Genomic DNA, 19972 nt, shown 5'->3' on the forward strand with positions numbered 1-19972 from the left:
AGGCTCGCCGAGCCGCTCACCAAGGGCTCGGTGGTGGCGTCGGATGCGTTCTTCCCGTTCGCCGACGGCATGCTTGCCTGCATCGAGGCCGGTGCCACCGCGGTGGTGCAGCCCGGCGGCTCGATGCGCGACGACGAGGTGATCAAGGCCGCCGACGAGCACGGCATCGCCATGGTGTTCACGGGAACGCGGCACTTCCGGCACTGATTGGCTGGTGGTAGCCCGGATGGAGCGCAGCGCAATCCGGGTCAGCGCATCAACAGCAACAGGTTTCCCGGATTGCGCTGCGCTCCATCCGGGCTACGAAGCGACAGCGGGAGCTACGACTCCCGCACCCGCATCAACAGCCCGAGCCCCGCGACGAAGAACACCACCAGCACGGCCATGCCGGCCTTCTGGCTGGCCGTCGCCGCGGTGATCACGCCGATCAGCAGCGGGCCGATGAAGGACGTTACCTTTCCGGTCAGCGCAAACAGGCCAAAATACTGCGCGATACGATCTTTTGGCGCGAGGCGGATCAGCAGCGTGCGCGAAGCCGCCTGAAGCGGGCCGCCGGCTGCACCGATCAGACAGCCCAGCACGAGATAGGCACGCTCGGCCGCGCTCGAGAACAGCGGCGCGCCCGGCACAGGCGGCGCGACCTTGACGAACAGGACGCTGTCCTTGTCGACCAGGAGGATCGCTGCCACCGCGAGCAGCAAGACCAGCATGCTGCCGGCAATCACCCGCTTCGGCCCGAGACGATCGTCGAGCTTGCCGCCGAGCCATGCGCCAAAGGTGCCGGCAATCGCCAGCATGATGCCGAAGGTGCCGATCTGGATCGTGTGCCAGCCGAAGGTGCCGGCGGCATAGATGCCGCCGAACGCGAACAGCGACACGAGGCCATCGGTATAGATCATGTTGGCGAGTAGGAATGCCGCGAGCGACTTCTGCTGCGGCAAGCTCCTGATCGATTGCTTCAGCTCCGCCAGCCCTTCGTGCAGCGCCTCGCGCAGCGGGCGCTTCGCCGGATAGTCCGGCGTGAACAGGAACAGCGGCGTCACGAAGACGATGAACCACAGCCCGGTCAACGGCCCGGCGGCGCGATCACCCTGATGGGTTACGGGATCGAGCCCGAACAGCGGTGTGAGGCCGAGCAGGGTGCGTCCGGTCTCGGGATTGGCGGCGAGCAAGCCGAGCACGATGATCAGGCTGACGATGCCGCCAATGTAACCCGTGGCCCAGCCGGTGCCCGAAAGCCGCCCGATCCGCTCCGGCGGCACCAGCGTCGGCATCATCGCATTGTTGAAGACGGTGGCGAATTCCGCGCCGACACTGGCAAGCGCGACCGCGGTGAGCAGCGGCGGAATGATGGAGGGATCGCCGGGCTTGCCGATCCACAGCGTGCAGGCCGCCAGCACCAGCAATGCGCCGAATCCTGCGATCCACGGCTTCCTGCGGCCCGAGGCATCCGCGATGGCGCCCAGCATCGGCGACATCAGCGCGATGGCAAGACCCGCGGCCGCCATCGCAAAACCCCACAGCGACTGGCCGGTGGCAGCATCTGGCGCGATGCTGGTCGCGAAATAGGGCGCGAACACGAAGGTCGTAATCAGCGTGAAATAAGGCTGCGCGGCCCAATCGAAGAAAATCCAGCTGATGACGGCAGAGCGCGGCGGATAGGTCCGTGGCGCGCCAGCCATGCGCGCATCCGGGGCGATCGTCGTCATTCCAAAGTCCTCTTCACGAACAGTTTTGCCTCTCTCAGGACAAACCGTATAGCATTGCAGCGACGCGTGTGAACTGGCCCGAAGAAAGACTGATGGCCCCGGTGGAAGCTTGATGATGTCGTCTTCTTCGACACGGCGAACGTTTTTCGCCCTCATTGCCACTCTGGCGTTCGGTCTCGTCTCCGCGACCGCACAGGATGCGCGGCGCGCCTATGTCCCGCCGGCGCTCGACACGGTGCATGCCGTTCCCGCCGAGCATGGCATGGTGGTGGCGCAGGAGAAGATCTCGGCGCAAGTCGGCGCCGATATCCTGCGCCGCGGCGGCAATGCGGTCGATGCCGCGGTCGCCACCGGCTTTGCCATGGCGGTGACCTATCCGCGCGCCGGCAATATCGGCGGCGGCGGTTTCATGGTGATCCATTCGACGGATCGCAACGAAGACATCACGATCGACTATCGCGAGACCGCGCCGGCGGCGACCACGCCGCAAATCTTCCTCGGTCCCGACGGCAAGCCCGATGTCACGAAGTCGCGCGATTCCGCGCTCGGCATTGGTGTGCCCGGGACCGTCGCAGGTCTTGCGCTGGCATTGGAAGAATATGGCTCCGGCCAATTCACGCTGGCGCAGCTGCTCGAACCCGCAATCGCGCTTGCCCGCGACGGTTTTGTCGTCAGCGACGACATCGCCGACACGTTGCCGGGCTGGCACCGACGGTTCGCACGCTGGCCCTCCTCGGCCAAAATATTCTCGCGCCCGGACGGCACGCCGCTCGGTGAGGGCGACCGGCTGGTACAGAGAGACCTTGCTGAAACACTGTCGGCCATTGCCGCCCAGGGACCGCGCGGCTTCTATGAGGGGCCGGTCGCGGAAAAACTGGCCAAGGCGGTCACCGATGCCGGCGGCATCATGACGCCGACCGACTTGAAGTCGTATCAGGCGGTGATCCGGGCGCCGGTGCGTGGCAGCTATCGCGGCTACGACATCGTCTCGATGCCGCTGCCGTCCTCCGGCGGAGTGGTGCTGGTGGAAACGCTCAACATCCTCGAAGGCTTTCAGCTCGCTGATTTGAAGCAGGGCTCGCCGGCGTCGCTGCACCTGCTGATCGAGGCCATGAAGCGGGCCTATGCGGACCGCGCGCGCTATCTCGGCGATCCCGCCTTCGTCAATGCGCCGATCGAGACGCTCACGGCAAAGGACTATGCCGCCAAGCTGCGCGCAGGCATCTCCACCGATCGCGCCACGCCGTCGAAACAGATCGTGTCCACCCCTCCCGCCCCGCGCGAGGGCAGCAATACCACGCATTTCTCGGTCGTCGACAGCCACGGCAACGCCGTCAGCAACACCTATACGCTGAACTTCAGCTACGGCGTTGGACTCGTCGCCGACGGCACGGGTGTGCTGCTCAACAACGAGCTCGACGATTTCACCGCGGCGGTCGGCGCCTCGAATGCCTATGGCCTTGTCGGCTACGAACCCAATCTGCCTGGGCCCGGCAAGCGACCGCTCTCCTCGATGTCGCCGACCATCGTGCTGAAGGACGGCAAGCCGGTGCTGGTGACGGGCTCGCCCGGCGGCAGCCGCATCATCTCGACCGTGCTCCAGGTGATCGTCAACGTTCTCGACTACAGGATGGACGTGGCCGCCGCCGTGGCCGCGCCGCGGCTGCACCATCAATGGCTGCCGGACGAAGTGCGCGTCGAGCGCGGCTTTCCCGAGAGCGTGCTGTCCGAGCTGAAGGCGATGGACCACCTCATCGTCGAGCCGATGGGGCAGACATCGGCCAATTCTATTCTCGTGACGCCGAACGGTCCTCTCGGCGCACCAGATCCACGCACGCGCGGCGCGGAAGTGGCGGGACAGTAACTCTCTCATTGCATGGCACGATAGCGCGCACCGGCTTGCGCTGGCCGTCGCCCGTGCTACCACGCCTCGGCCAAATAAAAACAGCCGGGGAAACGCACATGAGCACAGCCGATCCGAACCAGCGCATCGAACGCGCCGAGATCGAGGACACCAGCCTTCTCGCCTTCTATCGCGACATGAACGCACCGGAGCGGCGGACGTTCTGGGCCTGCGCGGCCGGCTGGGCACTCGACGGCATGGACTTCATGATCTATCCGCTGGTGATCGGCACCATCATCGCGCTGTGGAAGGTCGATGCGGCTTCCGCAGGCCTCGCCGGCACGGTGACGCTGCTGGCCTCCGCGATCGGCGGCTGGCTTGGCGGCTACCTCTCCGACCATATCGGCCGGGTCAGGACGCTCCAGATCACCATCATCTGGTTCTCGTTCTTCTCGCTGGTCTGCGCCGTCGTGCAGAATTTCGACCAGCTCCTGATCGCACGCGCCGTGCTCGGCCTCGGCTTCGGTGGCGAGTGGGCCGCCGGCGCCGTGCTGATGGGCGAGGCGATCCGGCCGCAATATCGCGGCCGCGCGGTCGGCTCGGTGCAGTCGGGCTGGGCGGTCGGCTGGGGTCTTGCGGTGCTCTCGCAGGCGATCCTGTTCTCGGTCATGCCGCCGGAAACGGCCTGGCGCTGGATGTTCGTGATCGGCGCGCTGCCGGCGCTGCTGGTGTTCTACATCCGCCGCTCCGTCACCGAGCCGGAGATCGCGGCTGAAGCCCGCGCCAGGCACGCCGCGAGCGGCGATCGTCCGGCGCTCTGGGAAATCTTCTCCGGCCCGATCCTGAAGACCACGATCCTGGCGTCGCTGATGGCGACGGGCTGCCAGGGCGGCTACTACGCCGTCACCTTCTGGGTGCCGCAGTTCCTGACCAAGGAGCGGCACCTGTCGATCGTCGGCTCGACCGGCTATCTCTCGACGCTGATCATCGGCTCCTTCATCGGCTATCTCACCGGCGCCTGGCTCGCCGACCGGATCGGTCGGCGCAACCTGTTCCTGATCTTCTCGATCGGCGCCATGGCCGTGGTGCTGCTCTACACGCAGCTGCCGCTCACCAACGAGATCCTGTGGGTGCTCGGTTTCCCGCTCGGCTTCTTCGCCTCGGGCTATTTCTCAGGGATCGGCGCGTTCCTGACCGAGCTCTATCCGACGCGGCTGCGCGGCTCCGGCCAGGGCTTTTGCTACAATTTCGGCCGCGGCATCGGCGCGCTGTTTCCGTTCCTCGTCGGCGCACTGTCGGCGTCGACGTCGCTTGCGAATGCGATCGCGATGTTCGCGGTGGCGGCTTATGCGCTGTTCTTCATCGCTGCCTTCGCGCTGCCTGAGACGCGTGGCCGGGTGCTGCACGCGGACTGACAGGTCGTTCCGGGGCGGTGAGGAAACTTACCGCCCCACCTGATACGGCCCGCCCGTTTCCAGTGCACGCGCATAGGCCGGCCGCGCGTGAATGCGCTCCAGGAACGCCATCGCCTTGGGATGGCCCTGCTCCAGCCCGCCACGCGCTTGCGCGGCTTCCAGCGGGAAGCTCATCTGGATATCGGCGGCGGTGAACTCGTTGCCGGCGAACCACTCGCTCTTGCCAAGCTCGCCTTCCCAATAATCCATGTGCTGCTTGAGCTGCGGATTGACCAGCGCGGTGAGCGCCTGGTTCGAGACCTTGCGCACCAGCGGACGCAGCAGCGCGGGCGCACGCTTCGGCATCAGCGTGAACAACAGCTTCAGGAGCAGCGGCGACATCGCCGAGCCTTCGGCATAGTGCAGCCAATAGGTGAAGCGCAGCCGCTCCGGCGTATCAGGCGGCGGGATCAGCCGGCCGTTGCCGTAAGTCGCGATGAGATATTCGACGATCGCGCCTGACTCGGCGATGGTGTTGCCGTTGTCGGTGATGACGGGCGACTTGCCGAGCGGATGAATCGCACGCAGCTCCTTCGGCGCGCGCATGTCCGGCTGACGCTGATAGCGCACGATCTCGTAGGGCACGCCGAGCTCCTCGAGCAGCCACAGCACGCGCTGCGAGCGGGAGTTGTTGAGGTGGTGGACGGTCAGCATCGGTGGAGTCCCCGGGCTAGGCGTGGTCGGTTGGCCGCGTACCTGCCAGCCCGGGACCGCAATGTCGAGCCGTTCGGACGGATATTTTCACCCGGGTGTATTGACGTTGATAATCTACCCGGGTATTAAAATCGGCCAACACGACCAATATGGCAATGATTCCAATGCAAAGGATTTTTACCGCCTTCCAAGGCCAACGCCGCCTGGCCTCCGGGCCGGCAGGAGAGGTCGCGCTGGTCGTCAAGCGGATGCCGCCCCCGCAGGACGAGCCCATCATCATCTTCGAGGATGCCACCGGCCGATCAATCGACTTCGATCTCCGCGGCGGGGACCGCGAGGTGCTGGCGCGGGTGGCGAAGCTCGTCCCGCCCCCGGCCGAGGAGCCTGCACCGCCGACCGAACCACGCGGCCGGGGCCGACCCAAACTCGGCGTGGTCGCGCGCGAGGTGACGCTGCTGCCGCGGCACTGGGAGTGGCTCAACGCCCAGCCCGGCGGCGCCTCCGTCGCCTTGCGAAAACTCGTCGACGAGGCGAGGCGTGTCAGCGGCGACAAGGATCGCGAGCGGCAGGCGCGCGATGCGGCCTATCACTTCATGTCGACGATGGCCGGCAATCTGCCGCAGTTCGAGGAAGCTTCGCGGGCGCTGTTCGCAGATGACCGGCGACGCTTCACCGGCCTGATCGCGGACTGGCCGACCGATATCCGCGACCACATCGTCAAGCTCGCCTACAGCGACCGCGCCTAGGGCGCGCTTCTTCATCGACGGCCAAGCCGCGCATTGCGCGGCAACGGCTTCGCGTGTCCTCATGAAAGGCCGATCCGTGTCCGCTCCAAAACCGCTCTGGACGATCTTCTTCCGCTTCCTCGCCCCGTTGATGCTGAGCAACGCGCTGCAATCGCTGTTCGGCACCGTCAGCAACGTCTATCTCGGCCAGATGATCGGCGTCGACGCGCTCGCGGCCGTCTCGGTGTTCTTCCCGGTGATGTTCTTCCTGTTCGCGTTCGTCATGGGCCTGAGCACCGGCGCCACCGTGCTGATCGGCCAGGCCTTTGGCGCCGGCGAGCACGGCAGGATCAAGAGCATCGTGGGTACGACGCTCGCGATCGGCCTGCTGCTCTCGATCTCAGTCGCCCTAGTCGGCGGGATTTTCAGCCGTCAGCTGATGATGGCGCTCGCGACGCCCGCAGATATTCTCGATCCCGCCTCCGCCTATGCGCGCATCATGCTGCTCACCATGCCGCTCGGCTTCGTCTTCCTGCTGATGACGGCAATGATCCGCGGTGTCGGCGATGCACTCACGCCGCTGTTGGCGCTGGCGCTGTCGACCGCGATCGGCCTGATCCTGGCGCCGGTCCTGATCCGCGGCGCGTTTGGATTGCCGGCGGTCGGCATCACCAGCCCGGCATGGGCGGCCGCGATTGCGAATGCGCTGACGCTGATCGCGCTGGCCGTCTATCTGCGGCGAAAGAAACATGCGCTTGCACCTGATACCGCGCTGCTGCGCCATCTGCGACTGAACCGCGCCGTGCTCGGAAGAATCCTCGGCATCGGTCTGCCAAGCGCGATCGGCATGGTGGTGATGGCGGTCGCCGAGCTGGTCCTTCTCGGCCTCGTCAACACTTACGGGTCGAACGCCACCGCCGCCTACGGCGCCGTCAACCAGGTCATGGGTTATGCGCAGTTCACGGCGATGTCCATTTCGATCGCGGTCTCGATCCTCGGCGCGCAGGCGATCGGCAGCGGCGACAGGGCCCGGCTCGACGGCATCGTGCGCACCGGCCTTACGTTCAATCTCGTGTTGACCGGTGGACTGGTGGCGCTGATCTACCTGGCACCACGCGCCGTGCTCGGCATCTTCATCACCGACGGTGCCGTGCTCGATCTGGCCAAGGAGTTGCTCTTCATCGCCCTGTGGAGCTCGGTGCCGTTCGGCCTCGCCACGGTGTTCTCCGGCGCGATGCGCGCCGCCGGCGTGGCGCTGACGCCGATGCTGTTGTCGATCTTCGCCATTGTCGCAATCGAGCTGCCGTCGGCAGTGATCCTCAGCCGCATGATCGGCCTCAAGGGCGTGTGGGCCGCCTATCCCATCGTGTTCTGCGCCATGTTGGTTTTGCAGATGGGCTATTACCTGCTGGTGTGGCGCAAGCGGACGATCCGGCGCCTGATCTGATCGTCAAGATATTATGACCGTCATTAAACGGTAGACCTGTGGCGCACGCTGCGCCACAATGGATGGAAAGCCAGATCAAGAAGCCAGGTCAGGGAGAACGATTTGACCCGCACAGCCCCGCAATTCCTGTTCGATTTCGGCAGCCCGAACGCCTATCTCAGCCATCTCGCGATCCCGGCGATCGAGCAGCGCATCGGCGTCAAATTCGACTATGTGCCAATCCTGCTCGGCGGCATCTTCAAGTCGACCAACAACAAGTCGCCGGCCGAGACGCTCGCCGGCGTCAAGAACAAGCGCGAATTCCAGGGGGTCGAAACCGAGCGCTTCATCAAGCGCTTCAAGGTCCAGCCCTACGTCTGGAATCCGCACTTCCCCGTCAACACGCTGAACCTGATGCGCATGGCGATCGCGGCGCAGGCCGAGGGCGTGTTCGAAAAATACGTGGAGGCCGCCTTCCACCACATGTGGCGCGAGCCGAAGAAGATGGACGATCCCGAAATCGCGGCCAAGGCGCTGGCGTCCTCGGGCCTCGATGCCCAAAAGCTGTTCGCCCGCGCCGGGGAGCCCGAGATCAAGGGCAAGCTGATCAAGAACACCGAGGAGGCGGTCGCGCGCGGTGCGTTCGGATCGCCGACCTTCTTCGTCGGCAGCGAGATGTTCTTCGGCAAGGAGCAGCTGCGCGAGGTCGAGGAGACGGTGCTGGGCGAATAGCCCGCATCTTCAGCGACAGAATGTGATCGCGGTAACATTCCGGGTTGCTTCGCTTCGCGCGCAAGGGCGTCTATAGATAGGCCGCCAATAGCAACAATAAGGAATTTCCCATGCGTATTCTCGTGGTCGGCGCCGGCGCCATCGGCGGCTATTTTGGTGGCAGGCTGTTGCAGGCCGGCCGCGACATCACCTTCCTGGTCCGGCCGCGGCGCGCCAGCGAGCTCGCGAGCGCCGGCCTCGTCATCAAGAGCCCGAACGGCGACGTGACGCTGAAGAACCCGCCGACCGTTCAGGCCGACGCGATCAAGGACAAGTTCGACGTCGTGCTGCTGAGCTGCAAGGCATTCGATCTCGACGACGCCATCAAGTCGTTCGCCGCAGCGGTCGGCCCCGATACAGCGATCATTCCGATGCTCAACGGCATGAAGCATCTCGACACGCTGGATGCCAAGTTCGGCAAGGAGCGCGTGCTCGGCGGCCTCTGCGCCATCGCCGCGACCTTGAACGAGAAGCGGGAGGTGGTGCAGCTCCAGCCGATGCAGGCGATCACCTACGGCGAGCGCGACGGAAAAATGTCGGACCGCGTCAAGGCGATCGACGAGGCCTTCAAGAGCGGCATCAATGGCGCCACCGCCAGCCAGAACATCATGCAGGACATGTGGGAGAAGTGGGTGTTCCTCTCCTCGCTCGCAGCAAGCACCAGCCTGATGCGCACCTCCGTCGGCAACATTTTGGCGGCCCCCGGCGGCCGCGACTTCCTGCTCGGTATGCTGGATGAGACCAGCGCGATCGCAACCGCGTCAGGCTACACGCCGGGCGGCCCGTTCTTCGAGCGGGTGAAGGGCAACATCACCACCGAGGGCTCGCCGATGACCGCCTCGATGTTCCGCGACATCAAGGCAGGCCTGCCGGTGGAAGCCGACCACGTAATCGGCGACCTGATCACACGCGCTGATGCCGCGAAGGTGCCGGTGCCGAAGCTGCGCATCGCGTATACGCATCTGAAGGCATATGAGAAGCAGCGGGCGAGCTAACCATGCTCGATCGTCGTCCCGGGGCGCGCAAAGCGCGAGCCCGGGACGACAGCTGAGTTTGTCCTAACGACCGCGCGCTATTTGAAATACGCGAGATAGTGCGAGACCGCCGTGATCTCTTCGTCGCTCATGTGATAGGCGACATCGGCCATCGCCGCGCCGCCACCGCCGACGCGCTGACTGCTCTTGTAGTCTCGCAGCGCCTTGACGAGATATTCCTCGCGCTGGCCCGCGAGCCGCGCGACGGCCTTGGTGCCGGCAAAACTATCCGTGTGGCATGAGGCGCAGCGGCGGCCGACGGCGACTTGCGCGCCTTTTTTCGACAGGTCCGGATCCTTATCCTCCTCCGCCTTCGGCGGCGCCATCTGCGCAAAATAGGCGCCGAAATTGCGGATGTCCTCGTTGGTGATTTCCTCGGCGATCGGCTGCATCTGGTCGTTCTTGCGCGAACCGGCGCGGAAGAACACGAGCTGCCACTGGATGAATTGATCGGGCTGGCCGGCCAGCGAGGGAATGTTCTCGGTCTGCGAAATGCCGTTCTCGCCGTGACATCCGGAGCAGACGGAGGCCTTCTCCTTGATCGCGGCATTGTCGGCGGCCTGGGCCGGGATGAATGTGAGCGCTGCGAGCGAGAATGCGCCGATAGCGTACGAAGAAAACTGTCGGCGCATGATTGGGATTCCGATCTATCGAACTCGTCATTCCGGGGCGCGCCACTTGGCGCGAGCCCGGAATCCATAACCACGGATCGGGGTTATGGGTTCCGGACTTGCGCTGGCGCGCAATCCGGAACGACAGCGGTGGGCTTGGAAAATGACAGAGGCTGCGACCATCGCGCGGTCGCAGCCTCCTTCTCGTGTCGCGCTACTTCTTGCTGTAGCTGATGCGGTAGATCGCGCCGGCCCAGTCGTCGGCGACGAGGATCGAGCCGTCCTTGGCGAGGATGATGTCGTTGGGCCGGCCGAGATAGCCCTGGTCACCCTCGATCCAGCCGGAGGCGAACACCTCCTTCTTGGCGTTCTTGCCGTCGGGACCGACGATCACGCGCGTGATGTTGCCGCCCTGGTACTTGTGACGATTCCAGGAGCCGTGCTCGGCGATCAGGATGTTGTTCTTGTACTCGGCGGGGAATTGATCCCCGGTATAGAACTTCATGCCGAGCGGAGCGACATGCGCGCCGAGGTTCAGCACCGGTGGCGTGAACTCGGAGCATTTGTGGCCCATCGCGAACTTCGTATCAGGCAGGTCGCCCTGATGGCAGTAGGGATAGCCGAAATGCTCGCCGATCTTCGAGATCATGTTCAGCTTGTCCGAGGGCAGATCGTCGCTGATCCAGTCGCGGGCGTTCTCGGTGAACCAGTATTTGCCGGTGCGCGGATCGACGTCGCCGCCGACCGAGTTGCGAACGCCGAGCGCGTAGATTTCGGCATTGCCGGTCTTGGGATCGACGCGCCGGATCTGCGAGACGCTGGTCGGGGGAATGCCGACATTGAAGGGCGGTCCGAACGGAAGGTAGAACCAGCCTTCCTTGTCGACCGCGATGTACTTCCAGCCATGCGCGGCATAGGACGGCATGTCGTCATAGACGACCTTGCCGTCGCCGAGCTTGTCCAGATTGGCTTCGGCGTCGTCGTAGCGGATTAGCTTGTCGACCGCGATGACGTAGAGCGCGCCATCCTTGAAGGCTAGACCGGTGGGCATGTTCAGCCCCTTGAGGATGGTCTTGACCTCTTTCTTCCCGCCATTGTCCTTGATGGCATAGACGTTGCCGAGGCCGAACGAGCCGACGAACAGCGTGCCCCTGTCGCCCCAGGCCATCTGCCGCGCGGCGAGAACGCCGGAGGCATAGACCTCGATCTTGAAGCCGGCCGGCAGCTTGATCTTCTTCATCATCGCCGCGAGCTCGGCCTCCGACGCGCCGGTCGGCGGACCCGACGGCGGTGCGAGGCCCTTCTGCGCCTCGGTCTCGTCGCCGAGGAACCAGTCATCCGGCGGATGGGTCCAGAATTCCTTGGTGCCGGATTCGTATTTCTTCAGGGCCCGGTTCTTGTCCTGTTGCTGCGCATTGACAACGCTGGTCCCCGCAAGAAGGGCCACGGCTGCAAGCGCCAACACGGATCGATGGAACATCGATGTCATCGCGTCACTCCCCTATGGCAGCCGTCAGGGCTGCACGTTATTTTGTTATGGCTAGTCGAGAGGCGAAGTTTTGAGTCTGTCCGAGAGGCAGACGCAAAAAGGTTAGCACATCTGCCGGCGGTGAGAAGCGCGCCGCGTGCACTGCGGTTAGGCTCAATAAAAATTGAGACGGATCTTCTCTCTGCATGCGCACGGCAGCGGCAATGATCTCGCTGCAACGCGGAATCGAAATCGCGCGTGGCTCAATTTGCAGGCAGCGGGAGGGGCGGCCACATCAAAAACGCGAAAACAACCCCATGCACAGTAGAACGGCCCGGGCCGCGCTGCGCCCGGTGACTCCCGACAGACATCTGATGCGTCAGGCAAAACGACAAACGCGGCGCTTACGAGGCGACGGGGTAAGGCCCATCGTCAAACGCCGTGTCATGATAGCCCTTCGACCCGACCTCGTGCGCCAGCGCACTGCGAAAATCGCGGCCGTCGCGAAGGCAGTTCAGCACATGGGCGAAGTCGAATTCGGGCCGCCACCCGAGCTCGCGCCGCGCCCGCGCGTTGACATAGACGCGGTCGATCGCGGGAAACAGCCGCCAGCCGCGCGCGGCGTAGAGTTCCTCGCAATCCGGATAGAGCGCACGCACGACGCTTGCCGCATCGCGCGCCAGCGCCGCGAGATGGTGCGGCTCGAACGGGCTCGTCGCGGACACGATGTAGCGGGCGAAGCCGATGTCAGGCGCGCGCCCGGCGGCGAGCAGGTGGGCGCTCACCGCATCCGCTATATCCAGCCGTCTATAGAGCAGCTCGTTGGCCTGCGCGTTGTCCAACGGGTAGGCCGACCGCATCGCGGGGTCGTCATCGTCCTCCGGAAAGAACCGCGAGGTCCGCAACACCACAACCGGGAGGCCACGCTCGCGAAAGAACAGCTCGCACAGATTTTCCGCCATCAGTTTCGTGGTGCCGTAGATGTTCTTCGGCACCGGCGGCAGGTCCTCCGTCACCCACACCGCTTGTTCCGCCCGGGGGCGAAGCTGCGAGCCGAACGCGCTGGTGGTGCTGGTGAAGACAAAGCTGCGCACGCCGGCGGAGGCGGCCGCCTCAAGCAGATTGAGCGTGCCGGTGACGTTGGTGTCGATAAAATCCTGCCTGGTGTGGGTCGCCACATGCGGCTTGTGCAGCGTCGCGGTGTGAATCACAGCGGTGACGCCGTCCATCTGGCGCCGAACGAAGTCGGGATCGACGATCGAGCCGACCGCATCAGTGAACGGAGAGGGCTTCAGATCGATCCCGCGAGCAGGGGAATCGCGCCCGCGGAGCGTCCGGAGAATCGCTTCTCCGAGGTGACCTGCACTGCCCGAAACCAGAACTGTCATGTGAGACCCAAACCAGCCGGCAGCGGCATGGCGAACCATGGACCGATCCGGTTTGACTGGATGCTTGGGAGATAATTGGAGCGGGCGAAGGGGCTCGAACCCTCGACCCCGACCTTGGCAAGGTCGTGCTCTACCACTGAGCTACACCCGCATCCTGTGTCGGCCGCATGACTGCGCCGGCAACGGCTGTCGTATGCCAAAAGCGGGAGGGGAATGCAACAGCTACCGGCGGCATGGATCTGCGATTTTAGCCCTGAATACACCCCGAATGCGGCCGAATCGCCCGGAAACGGGCTGGAACCGGCGAATCGGCCCCGATGGATTGAAATTCGGCCCATTCGGCCCAATTTAGGAGCCGACAGCGAAGCATATGCATTGGCGACGTGCTAAAGAGCCGCCATTCCAGACATGACGAGGGGATCCCGTGACGATCATCGACCAGGGTAACGGAGCCGCAAACCCGGCTGCGGCCGATCTGATCAAGGACACCACCACCCAGAGCTTCATGAAGGACGTCATCGAGGAATCGAAGCGCCAGCCGGTGCTGATCGACTTCTGGGCGGAATGGTGCGGCCCCTGCAAGCAGCTCACCCCCGTGCTGGAAAAGGCGGTCAGGGCGGCCAAGGGCAAGGTCAAGCTGGTCAAGATGAACATCGACCAGCACCCGGCGATCCCGGGCCAGATGGGCATCCAGTCGATCCCGGCCGTGATCGCCTTCGTCAACGGCCAGCCCGCGGACGGCTTCATGGGCGCGGTGCCGGAGAGCCAGCTCAACGCCTTCATCGAGAAGCTGACCAAGGGCGTGACCGCGCCGGGCGAGGTCAACGTCGCCGAGATCGTGCAGGAAGCCGACGCCGTGCTCGCCGAGGGCGATGCCGCCGCGGCCGCGCAGATCTACGCCGAAGCGCTCCAGCATGATGCGACCAACATCGCGGCGCTGGCGGGCCTCGCCAAATGCTACGCCGTCTCCGGCGCGATCGAGCAGGCCAAGCAGACACTGGCGATGGTGCCGGAATCCAAGCGCAACGACCCCGCGGTGAAGGCGGTGCAGACCGCGATCGATCTCGCCGAGCAGGCGGAGCAGCTCGGGCCCGTGGCGGAGCTGGAGCAGAAGGTCGCCGCAAACCCGCTCGATCATCAGGCGCGCTTCGACCTTGCGACCGCGCTGAACGCGCAAGGCAACCGCGCAGCCGCCACCGAGCAACTGCTCGCCATCATCAAGCGCGACCGCAAATGGAACGACGACGGCGCCCGCAAGCAGCTTGTGCAGTTCTTCGAGGCCTGGGGCGGCACGGATGATGCGACCGTCGAGGGGCGCAAGCGCCTGTCGACGATCCTGTTTTCGTAGGCGCGGTTATTTTTGGAGCATGATCCTGTCGGAGAACCGCTTCGCACTTCTCCGGATCATGCTCTAGCAGGCGGGACTTCAGCGGGGACCAGATGCCGATCAACATCGAATATCGCGGCCCCGCCGACCTCCCCGAGATCATTCCGGTGTTTCCGCTGCCGGGTGCGCTGCTGCTGCCGCGCGGCCAGATGCCGCTCAATATCTTCGAGCCGCGCTACCTTTCGATGGTCGACGACAGCTTCCGCGACGGCCATCGCCTGATCGGCATGATCCAGCCCGATATCGCGCATTCGCCGAAGAATTCCGACAAGCCGGCGCTGTTCCGCGTCGGCTGCGTCGGCCGCATCACCCAGCTCGCCGAATCCGGCGACGGCCGTTACATCCTCGAGCTCACCGGCGTCTCGCGCTTCAAGGTGGTCGAGGAGCTCGATGTGCTGACCGCCTATCGGCAGTGCAAGGTGGACTTCTTCGCCTTCGTCGACGACTTCACCGCGCGCATGGGCGAGGACGAGGTCGATCGCGAGGCGCTGCTGGCCGTGCTGGCGGATTTTTTGAAGGCCAACAATCTCAAGGTCGATTGGGAGGGCGTCGAGAGCGCGCCCAACGAGGCGCTCGTCAACGCGCTGGCGATGATGTCGCCCTACGGCCCCGCGGAAAAGCAGGCGATGCTGGAAGCGATGGACCTGAAGACCCGCGCCGAGATCCTGATCGCGGTGACCGAGATGGACCTCGCCAAGAAGCGCACCAGCGGCGATCCACCGTTGCAGTGAGGGTGCGCTTCCGCGGAAGGTGCGCTCCCTCCCTCGCTTGCAAGCTGGGGAGAAGGTGTATCCGCAACGGGACAATCCCCAGGAAGAGAGCCCTCACCCGCGTCGCTTCGCTCCGCGACCTCTCCTGCAAGCGGGAGAGGTGACCGAGCCTGCGGCTCAATCATCCCAACGCCATTTCACTGATGACCGCGGATGCGCTTGCGTCCGGTGATCATCGCGCGGATCAGGTTTTCGCGCTGAAGACGTCCCATCAGCACCACGCCCAGAACGTGCAGCACGACCAGAACGATGACAGCGTCCGACGCATAGGCGTGGGTGTCCTCGATCCACCAGACGCCGAAGAAGGTCACGGTCACCGACAGCGCGCCCGTGATGGCCGAGACGGCGATCGACAGCAGCAGCGCGACCAGCATCAACGTGCCGGCCGGATTGAGCCCGATATAGCGGCCGGTGATGCCGCGGCGCAGATTCCAGAGATAGCCCGGTGCGGCGCGAAGCCTGACGCCGACCATGCGGAAGCGCGAATAGCGGCTGCCCCGGAAGCCCCAGACCAAACGGAAGGCCAGGAGCAGGAGTACCGAATAGCCGACCATGCGGTGAAGGGTGTCGTAGACGGGGGGCGTGACCCACGCGAGCAGAATGCTGACTGCGAGGGCCCAATGCCACAAGCGTAACGGGAGGTCCCAAACGACGACCGTCCGCGAAGCCGTTCGATCGGCGGGGGCCGTGTCGGACACCCCGCGCGCTTCTGGCACCGCTTCGTCGATCAAGCCGTGACTATCCCTGAGACTTACGCGAGACTTGAGACCTTACTTGGCGACCGTCTTCTTCAGGCTGAGATCTTCCGGGCTGTAGAACAGCTCGTAGAGCTTGCCTTCCTTGACGCCGTAGACCTCATAGCACGAACCTTCGATCTTGGACCGCCGCACTTCGTAGCCGAGCGCCTTGGCCTTGGCTTCGGCTTCGCTGGCCGGCTTCCACGACGCCTTGTCGAGCTTGGTGCAATCCTTGAAACCGTCGGCCATGGCCGCCGAGCTCATCCCAATCCCCATCGTCAGTGCAATTGCAGCAACACGAATGACCTTCACGAACGTCTCCTCCTCTGTCGTGTGCGCGCGCGGCGCGAAGCGGGACCGAAGGAAGCAAAGGAGAGAGTGAAGTCAATCCGGTTCGGCGGCGGATGGCTTTAGAGTTATTCTAACGATCCGAAAAAGTTCAGTGGTCTCCGTAGGCAGCACGCATTTGAGCCGTCGCTGCGGCCTTACGTCTCACAGGCTGCAAGTCGCGTCGCTAATAGCCCGCCAGCGCGAGCGCGACGACGGCACTGAGCGCCATCCAGCCAAAATGCCGGCCGCGCGTCGCCCACGCATTGGCGAGCGCGGACAGGCCGTAGACGCAGGCCATGGTGACGACGATCCAGCGGCGCGCCAGCTCCGAGTCCATCCAGGGCGCCGCGACCAGGAGCACACCGCCACCGATCCAGGCGACCGTCGAGGCCTGCCAGACCAGGCGGATCAGCGTCCGGAGCCGTTCCGGCTCGATCCGGGCGCGGGGAAAGACCTTGGTCTCGCCGAGGATGCCGTGGATGAGCGCCACGACGATGGCGGCGACGCCGGCACATTGGAGCAAGAGATCGCGCATCATCGTCTCCATACATCTGTGTATGGTGAGATAGAAGCTGGTCCGGCGCCTGTCAATACAGTAGTGTATGGTCAAATCCCCGGAACCGACATGACCGAGCAGCTCACCGCAGAGGACTGGATCAAGGAGGGACTGAAGGCGCTCGCCAAGAACGGCTTCACCGCCCTGAAGGCCGATCCGCTCGCAAAGGCGATGGGCGTCTCGCGCGGCAGCTTCTATTGGCATTTCGCCGATCTCGGCGCGTTCCACGCCGCCGTGCTGAAGCGCTGGCGCGAGATCGCGGCCGAGCAGATCATCGCCGATGTCGAGGCCGCCGGCGACGAGCCGCTCAAAGCGCTGCTGCGACGCTCCTTTGGCGCACGGCTCGACCTAGAGCGCGCCGTGCGCAACTGGGCGGCGTTCGATGCGGCCGCGCAAGGCGCGGTCCGCGCGATTGACCGCCGCAGGATCGACTATATCGAGCAGCTCCTTGTGACGCGCGGGCTCGCGCCGGCGACGGCGCAGGCGCGCGCGCAGATCCTGTACTGGACCTTTCTCGGCTTTGCCCTGTCGGGCGCGCCGGTGCCGGCGTCGCGGCTTCAGGTATTGCTCGACGAGATCATGCTGATGGTTTCCGCTTGAGTCGATGGAATGGGCGGCCGCCATTTTCTATGCTAGAGGCAAATGACCGCCGGAGACCAAGATGAGCACGCCCACCGAACGCCCCGAAAACAGCGTCGACCCCAAATTGCTGGAGATTCTGGTCTGCCCGCTGACCAAGGGGCCGCTGGAGTTCGATTCCGCAAAACAGGAGCTGATCTCGCGGTCCGCAAAACTCGCCTACCCGATCCGCGACGGCATCCCGATCATGCTGCCGGAAGAGGCAAGGAAGATCGATTGAGATTCTTGTAGCCCGGATGGAGCGCAGCGCAATCCGGGACTTCTGGAGCTGATGAGGCAGCGGCCCTGGATTACGCTTCGCTCCATCCGGGCTACGAAGATGACGCGAATCCTCGCTACAACGCCTCGCCCTTCAACAACCGCGGCACCTCGCCCGTCAGCCCGGCGGCCTGGCGGATGAAGAGATTTTTCAGCGGCGGAGCGCGGTCGACGAAGCCGAGGCCGATGTCGCGCACCGTGCGCAGCAGCGTCGACTGGTTGGAGAACAGGAAGTTCAGCGAGTTGGTGGCAAGGCCCATCGCCATGGTGTCGAAGCGGCGCCAGCGCTGGTAGCGCTCGAGCACGTCGGCGCCGCCGAGATCCATGCCGAGCCGCGCGGCATCGACGACGACTTCGGCCAGTGCGGCGACGTCCTTCAGCCCCATGTTGAGGCCCTGGCCCGCGATGGGGTGGATGACATGGGCGGAATCGCCGACCAGCGCGAGGCGCTCGGCGATGAAGGAGCGCGCCACGAAATAGGACAGCGGAAACGCGCGCGGCTTGTCGAGCGCCTTGACCTCACCGAGATGCAGGCCAAAACGCTGCTCGAGCTCGGCGTGAAACTCCTCGTCGCTGAGCGCGATGATGCGCGTGGCCTCGGCGCGGCGCTCGGTCCACACCAGCGAGGAGCGCTTGCCCGACAGGGGCAGGATCGCGAAGGGACCCGCAGGCAGGAAGTGCTCCTCGGCGCGGCCTTCGTGATCGCGCTCGTGGCCGACGGTGACGACGATGCCGGACTGGTCATACTCCCAGCCATGGGTGGCGATGCCGGCGCGCTCGCGCAGCTTCGACTTCGCGCCGTCGGCGGCGACCAGGAGGCTCGCCGCAATGACGCTGCCGTCGCCGAGCGTCACGTCGATGCCCTCGGCGCGCGCATCGTAGGACGCGACCGTGGTGGCGCGCAGATCGATGCCCTCGGCCTCGGCGCGCACCACCAGCGCATCGATCAGGCGGCGGTTCTCGACCATATGGGCAAAGGGCTCGCCCGGCGCGACATCGCCGGCAAAATTCAGGAACACCGGACGGGTGGCGTCTTCCAGCTTGGAATCGGTGACGACCATGTCGAGGATCGGCTGGGCCTCGCCCTTGACGTCGTCCCAGGCGCCGATCGCCTCGAACAGGCGGCGGCAGGCGGCCACGATCGCGGTCGCGCGCGGATCGCGGCTCGGCCGCGTAGCCAGCGCGGGATCGGCGACGATGACGGGAATTTCGGGCCCGAGCCCCTGGCGCAGCGCGAGGGCAAGGGCGAGGCCCGCGAACGCGCCGCCGCCAATGACAATGCTACCCTGTACCGACATACCAACTTTCCCGGCTGACTCTTGGTCTTGCTAGCAGACTTGAGCTGGGCGAAACAGTGCGGTGAAACAAGGGCGGAACGGCCCAAATGTGTCATTCCGGAGCATCCTCCCCGGACGGACGGCAAGAAAGTTCACTCCATGTCCAAGAGCCTGTTCGACCTTATTTCGATCCTCGACCTCGAGCAGCTCGAGGTGAACTTGTTCCGCGGCAACAGCCCGAAGACGGACTGGCAGCGGGTGTTCGGCGGCCAGGTGATCGGGCAGGCGATGGTCGCGGCCTGCCGCACCGTCGAGGGCCGGCTGCCGCATTCGCTGCATTGCTATTTCATCCTGCCGGGCGACCCCAAGGTCCCGATCATCTACCAAGTCGAGCGGCTGCGCGACGGCAAGAGCTATTCGACCCGCCGCGTCACCGCTATCCAGCATGGCAATGCGATCTTCTCAATCATGGTCTCCTTCCACGCCGAGGAGGAAAGCGCGTTCGATCACCAGGACAAGATGCCCGACGTGCCGCCGCCGGAAAAGCTGACCGCGGAGGAAGTCGCAAAGCAACCGCTGTTCAAGGAAATGCCGGAGTTCATCCGCCGCTATTACGAGATGGATCGTCCGATCGAATTGCGTCCGGTCGAGATCGGCCGCTATTTCGGCCAGAAGGTCGAGGACGGCCGCATCAACATCTGGATTCGCACCGCCGCAAAGCTCCCCGACGATCCCGCGCTGCATCTGTGCGCGCTGGCCTATGCCTCGGACTTCTCGCTGCTCGATGCGATCATGGCCCGCTACGGCCGCACGCTGTTCGACAAGCGCATGATGCCGGCGAGCCTCGATCACGCGATGTGGTTTCACCGCCCGTTCCGCGCCGACGAATGGCTGCTCTACGCGCAGGATTCGCCGAGCGCGCAAGGCGGCCGCGG

Annotated in this window: 20 protein-coding genes, 1 tRNA gene and 1 pseudogene; 12 read left to right on the forward strand and 10 right to left on the reverse strand. The window is 64.8% G+C overall.

Translation table 11 applies throughout. The features are described 5' to 3' along the window. A pseudogene (gene purH / locus PMI42_RS05590) lies at positions 1-207 on the forward strand (bifunctional phosphoribosylaminoimidazolecarboxamide formyltransferase/IMP cyclohydrolase); the annotation flags it as partial. 113 nt (positions 208-320) lie between these two features. Here the strand turns inward: purH and PMI42_RS05595 are convergent. Continuing rightward, the gene (locus PMI42_RS05595; protein ID WP_008131382.1) at positions 321-1709 is read right to left on the reverse strand and encodes an MFS transporter; all 1389 of its coding nucleotides are present in this window, start codon (positions 1707-1709) and stop codon (positions 321-323) included. A 112-nt stretch (positions 1710-1821) separates the two neighbouring features. Between PMI42_RS05595 and ggt the strand changes: the two genes are divergently transcribed. Further along, positions 1822-3573, forward strand: a complete 1752-nt coding sequence (gene ggt, locus PMI42_RS05600; protein ID WP_008131383.1) for a gamma-glutamyltransferase — start codon at positions 1822-1824, stop codon at positions 3571-3573. 98 nt (positions 3574-3671) lie between these two features. Continuing rightward, the gene (locus tag PMI42_RS05605; protein ID WP_008131384.1) at positions 3672-4967 is read left to right on the forward strand and encodes an MFS transporter; all 1296 of its coding nucleotides are present in this window, start codon (positions 3672-3674) and stop codon (positions 4965-4967) included. A gap of 27 nt (positions 4968-4994) precedes the next feature. Here the strand turns inward: PMI42_RS05605 and PMI42_RS05610 are convergent, their stop codons facing one another. Next, the gene (locus tag PMI42_RS05610; RefSeq protein ID WP_008131385.1) at positions 4995-5660 is read right to left on the reverse strand and encodes a glutathione S-transferase family protein; all 666 of its coding nucleotides are present in this window, start codon (positions 5658-5660) and stop codon (positions 4995-4997) included. 164 nt (positions 5661-5824) lie between these two features. Between PMI42_RS05610 and PMI42_RS05615 the strand changes: the two genes are divergently transcribed. The 4 genes from PMI42_RS05615 to panE all read left to right on the forward strand — a co-directional run bounded on the left by PMI42_RS05615 (position 5825) and on the right by panE (position 9577). Continuing rightward, positions 5825-6406: a DUF2239 family protein gene (locus PMI42_RS05615; RefSeq protein ID WP_008131386.1), complete on the forward strand. Its 582-nt coding sequence runs from the start codon at positions 5825-5827 to the stop codon at positions 6404-6406. A gap of 61 nt (positions 6407-6467) precedes the next feature. Next, positions 6468-7832: an MATE family efflux transporter gene (locus PMI42_RS05620; RefSeq protein WP_008131388.1), complete on the forward strand. Its 1365-nt coding sequence runs from the start codon at positions 6468-6470 to the stop codon at positions 7830-7832. 102 nt (positions 7833-7934) lie between these two features. Beyond that, the gene (locus PMI42_RS05625; RefSeq protein ID WP_008131390.1) at positions 7935-8543 is read left to right on the forward strand and encodes a 2-hydroxychromene-2-carboxylate isomerase; all 609 of its coding nucleotides are present in this window, start codon (positions 7935-7937) and stop codon (positions 8541-8543) included. 110 nt (positions 8544-8653) lie between these two features. Further along, the gene (panE, locus tag PMI42_RS05630) at positions 8654-9577 is read left to right on the forward strand and encodes a 2-dehydropantoate 2-reductase (RefSeq protein ID WP_008131392.1); all 924 of its coding nucleotides are present in this window, start codon (positions 8654-8656) and stop codon (positions 9575-9577) included. A 77-nt stretch (positions 9578-9654) separates the two neighbouring features. On the opposite strand, the gene PMI42_RS05635 is transcribed toward panE, so the two are convergent. The 4 genes from PMI42_RS05635 to PMI42_RS05650 form a co-directional block, all read right to left on the reverse strand. Continuing rightward, positions 9655-10248, reverse strand: a complete 594-nt coding sequence (locus PMI42_RS05635) for a c-type cytochrome (RefSeq protein ID WP_008131393.1) — start codon at positions 10246-10248, stop codon at positions 9655-9657. Positions 10249-10441: 193 nt separating this feature from the next. Next, positions 10442-11716, reverse strand: coding sequence for a PQQ-dependent sugar dehydrogenase (locus PMI42_RS05640; protein WP_008131394.1), 1275 nt, complete (start codon positions 11714-11716; stop codon positions 10442-10444). Positions 11717-12099: 383 nt separating this feature from the next. Continuing rightward, positions 12100-13083 (reverse strand): NAD-dependent epimerase/dehydratase family protein, encoded by a 984-nt coding sequence (locus PMI42_RS05645; protein WP_035964618.1) that lies wholly within the window; start codon positions 13081-13083, stop codon positions 12100-12102. A 76-nt stretch (positions 13084-13159) separates the two neighbouring features. Then, positions 13160-13234 (reverse strand) — tRNA-Gly (locus PMI42_RS05650). A 273-nt stretch (positions 13235-13507) separates the two neighbouring features. Here PMI42_RS05650 and trxA point away from each other — a divergent pair. Then, positions 13508-14431, forward strand: coding sequence for a thioredoxin (gene trxA / locus PMI42_RS05655; protein WP_008131396.1), 924 nt, complete (start codon positions 13508-13510; stop codon positions 14429-14431). 92 nt (positions 14432-14523) lie between these two features. After that, positions 14524-15201: an LON peptidase substrate-binding domain-containing protein gene (locus PMI42_RS05660; protein ID WP_008131397.1), complete on the forward strand. Its 678-nt coding sequence runs from the start codon at positions 14524-14526 to the stop codon at positions 15199-15201. A gap of 176 nt (positions 15202-15377) precedes the next feature. On the opposite strand, the gene PMI42_RS05665 is transcribed toward PMI42_RS05660, so the two are convergent. From PMI42_RS05665 to PMI42_RS05675, 3 genes are all read right to left on the reverse strand, one after another. Then, positions 15378-15971 carry a cytochrome b/b6 domain-containing protein gene (locus PMI42_RS05665; RefSeq protein WP_008131399.1) on the reverse strand — a complete coding sequence of 198 codons (594 nt, stop codon included), beginning with the start codon at positions 15969-15971 and terminating at the stop codon, positions 15378-15380. A 39-nt stretch (positions 15972-16010) separates the two neighbouring features. Then, a complete protein-coding gene (locus PMI42_RS05670) occupies positions 16011-16289 on the reverse strand; it encodes a PepSY domain-containing protein (RefSeq protein WP_008131400.1) in 279 nt (92 codons plus the stop codon). A gap of 202 nt (positions 16290-16491) precedes the next feature. Beyond that, a complete protein-coding gene (locus tag PMI42_RS05675; protein ID WP_008131401.1) occupies positions 16492-16842 on the reverse strand; it encodes a hypothetical protein in 351 nt (116 codons plus the stop codon). A gap of 90 nt (positions 16843-16932) precedes the next feature. Between PMI42_RS05675 and PMI42_RS05680 the strand changes: the two genes are divergently transcribed. Further along, positions 16933-17463: a TetR/AcrR family transcriptional regulator gene (locus tag PMI42_RS05680; protein WP_008131402.1), complete on the forward strand. Its 531-nt coding sequence runs from the start codon at positions 16933-16935 to the stop codon at positions 17461-17463. Positions 17464-17524: 61 nt separating this feature from the next. After that, positions 17525-17722 (forward strand): Trm112 family protein, encoded by a 198-nt coding sequence (locus PMI42_RS05685; protein ID WP_008131403.1) that lies wholly within the window; start codon positions 17525-17527, stop codon positions 17720-17722. 115 nt (positions 17723-17837) lie between these two features. Here PMI42_RS05685 and PMI42_RS05690 read toward each other — a convergent pair whose 3' ends face one another. After that, complete coding sequence (locus PMI42_RS05690; protein ID WP_008131404.1) at positions 17838-19058, reverse strand: ubiquinone biosynthesis hydroxylase; 1221 nt, start codon at positions 19056-19058, stop codon at positions 17838-17840. A 138-nt stretch (positions 19059-19196) separates the two neighbouring features. On the opposite strand from PMI42_RS05690, the gene PMI42_RS05695 reads away from it, so the two are divergent. Next, positions 19197-19972: acyl-CoA thioesterase (locus tag PMI42_RS05695; RefSeq protein ID WP_008131406.1), on the forward strand; the 776-nt coding region annotated here is incomplete at its 3' end.

It is taken from the genome of Bradyrhizobium sp. YR681 (assembly GCF_000282615.1).
In the GTDB taxonomy this organism is placed as follows: Bacteria; Pseudomonadota; Alphaproteobacteria; order Rhizobiales; family Xanthobacteraceae; genus Bradyrhizobium.

Excerpts from the sequence above, each read along its gene's own strand:
- PMI42_RS05595 (WP_008131382.1), bottom strand. The coding sequence starts at position 1,709 with ATGACGACGATCGCCCCGGATGCGCGCATGGCTGGCGCGCCACGGACC.
- ggt (WP_008131383.1), top strand. The coding sequence starts at position 1,822 with ATGATGTCGTCTTCTTCGACACGGCGAACGTTTTTCGCCCTCATTGCC.
- PMI42_RS05605 (WP_008131384.1), top strand. The coding sequence starts at position 3,672 with ATGAGCACAGCCGATCCGAACCAGCGCATCGAACGCGCCGAGATCGAG.
- PMI42_RS05610 (WP_008131385.1), bottom strand. The coding sequence starts at position 5,660 with ATGCTGACCGTCCACCACCTCAACAACTCCCGCTCGCAGCGCGTGCTG.
- PMI42_RS05615 (WP_008131386.1), top strand. The coding sequence starts at position 5,825 with ATGCAAAGGATTTTTACCGCCTTCCAAGGCCAACGCCGCCTGGCCTCC.
- PMI42_RS05620 (WP_008131388.1), top strand. The coding sequence starts at position 6,468 with ATGAAAGGCCGATCCGTGTCCGCTCCAAAACCGCTCTGGACGATCTTC.
- panE (WP_008131392.1), top strand. The coding sequence starts at position 8,654 with ATGCGTATTCTCGTGGTCGGCGCCGGCGCCATCGGCGGCTATTTTGGT.
- PMI42_RS05635 (WP_008131393.1), bottom strand. The coding sequence starts at position 10,248 with ATGCGCCGACAGTTTTCTTCGTACGCTATCGGCGCATTCTCGCTCGCA.
- PMI42_RS05640 (WP_008131394.1), bottom strand. The coding sequence starts at position 11,716 with ATGACATCGATGTTCCATCGATCCGTGTTGGCGCTTGCAGCCGTGGCC.
- PMI42_RS05645 (WP_035964618.1), bottom strand. The coding sequence starts at position 13,083 with ATGACAGTTCTGGTTTCGGGCAGTGCAGGTCACCTCGGAGAAGCGATT.
- PMI42_RS05660 (WP_008131397.1), top strand. The coding sequence starts at position 14,524 with ATGCCGATCAACATCGAATATCGCGGCCCCGCCGACCTCCCCGAGATC.
- PMI42_RS05675 (WP_008131401.1), bottom strand. The coding sequence starts at position 16,842 with ATGCGCGATCTCTTGCTCCAATGTGCCGGCGTCGCCGCCATCGTCGTG.
- PMI42_RS05680 (WP_008131402.1), top strand. The coding sequence starts at position 16,933 with ATGACCGAGCAGCTCACCGCAGAGGACTGGATCAAGGAGGGACTGAAG.
- PMI42_RS05685 (WP_008131403.1), top strand. The coding sequence starts at position 17,525 with ATGAGCACGCCCACCGAACGCCCCGAAAACAGCGTCGACCCCAAATTG.
- PMI42_RS05690 (WP_008131404.1), bottom strand. The coding sequence starts at position 19,058 with ATGTCGGTACAGGGTAGCATTGTCATTGGCGGCGGCGCGTTCGCGGGC.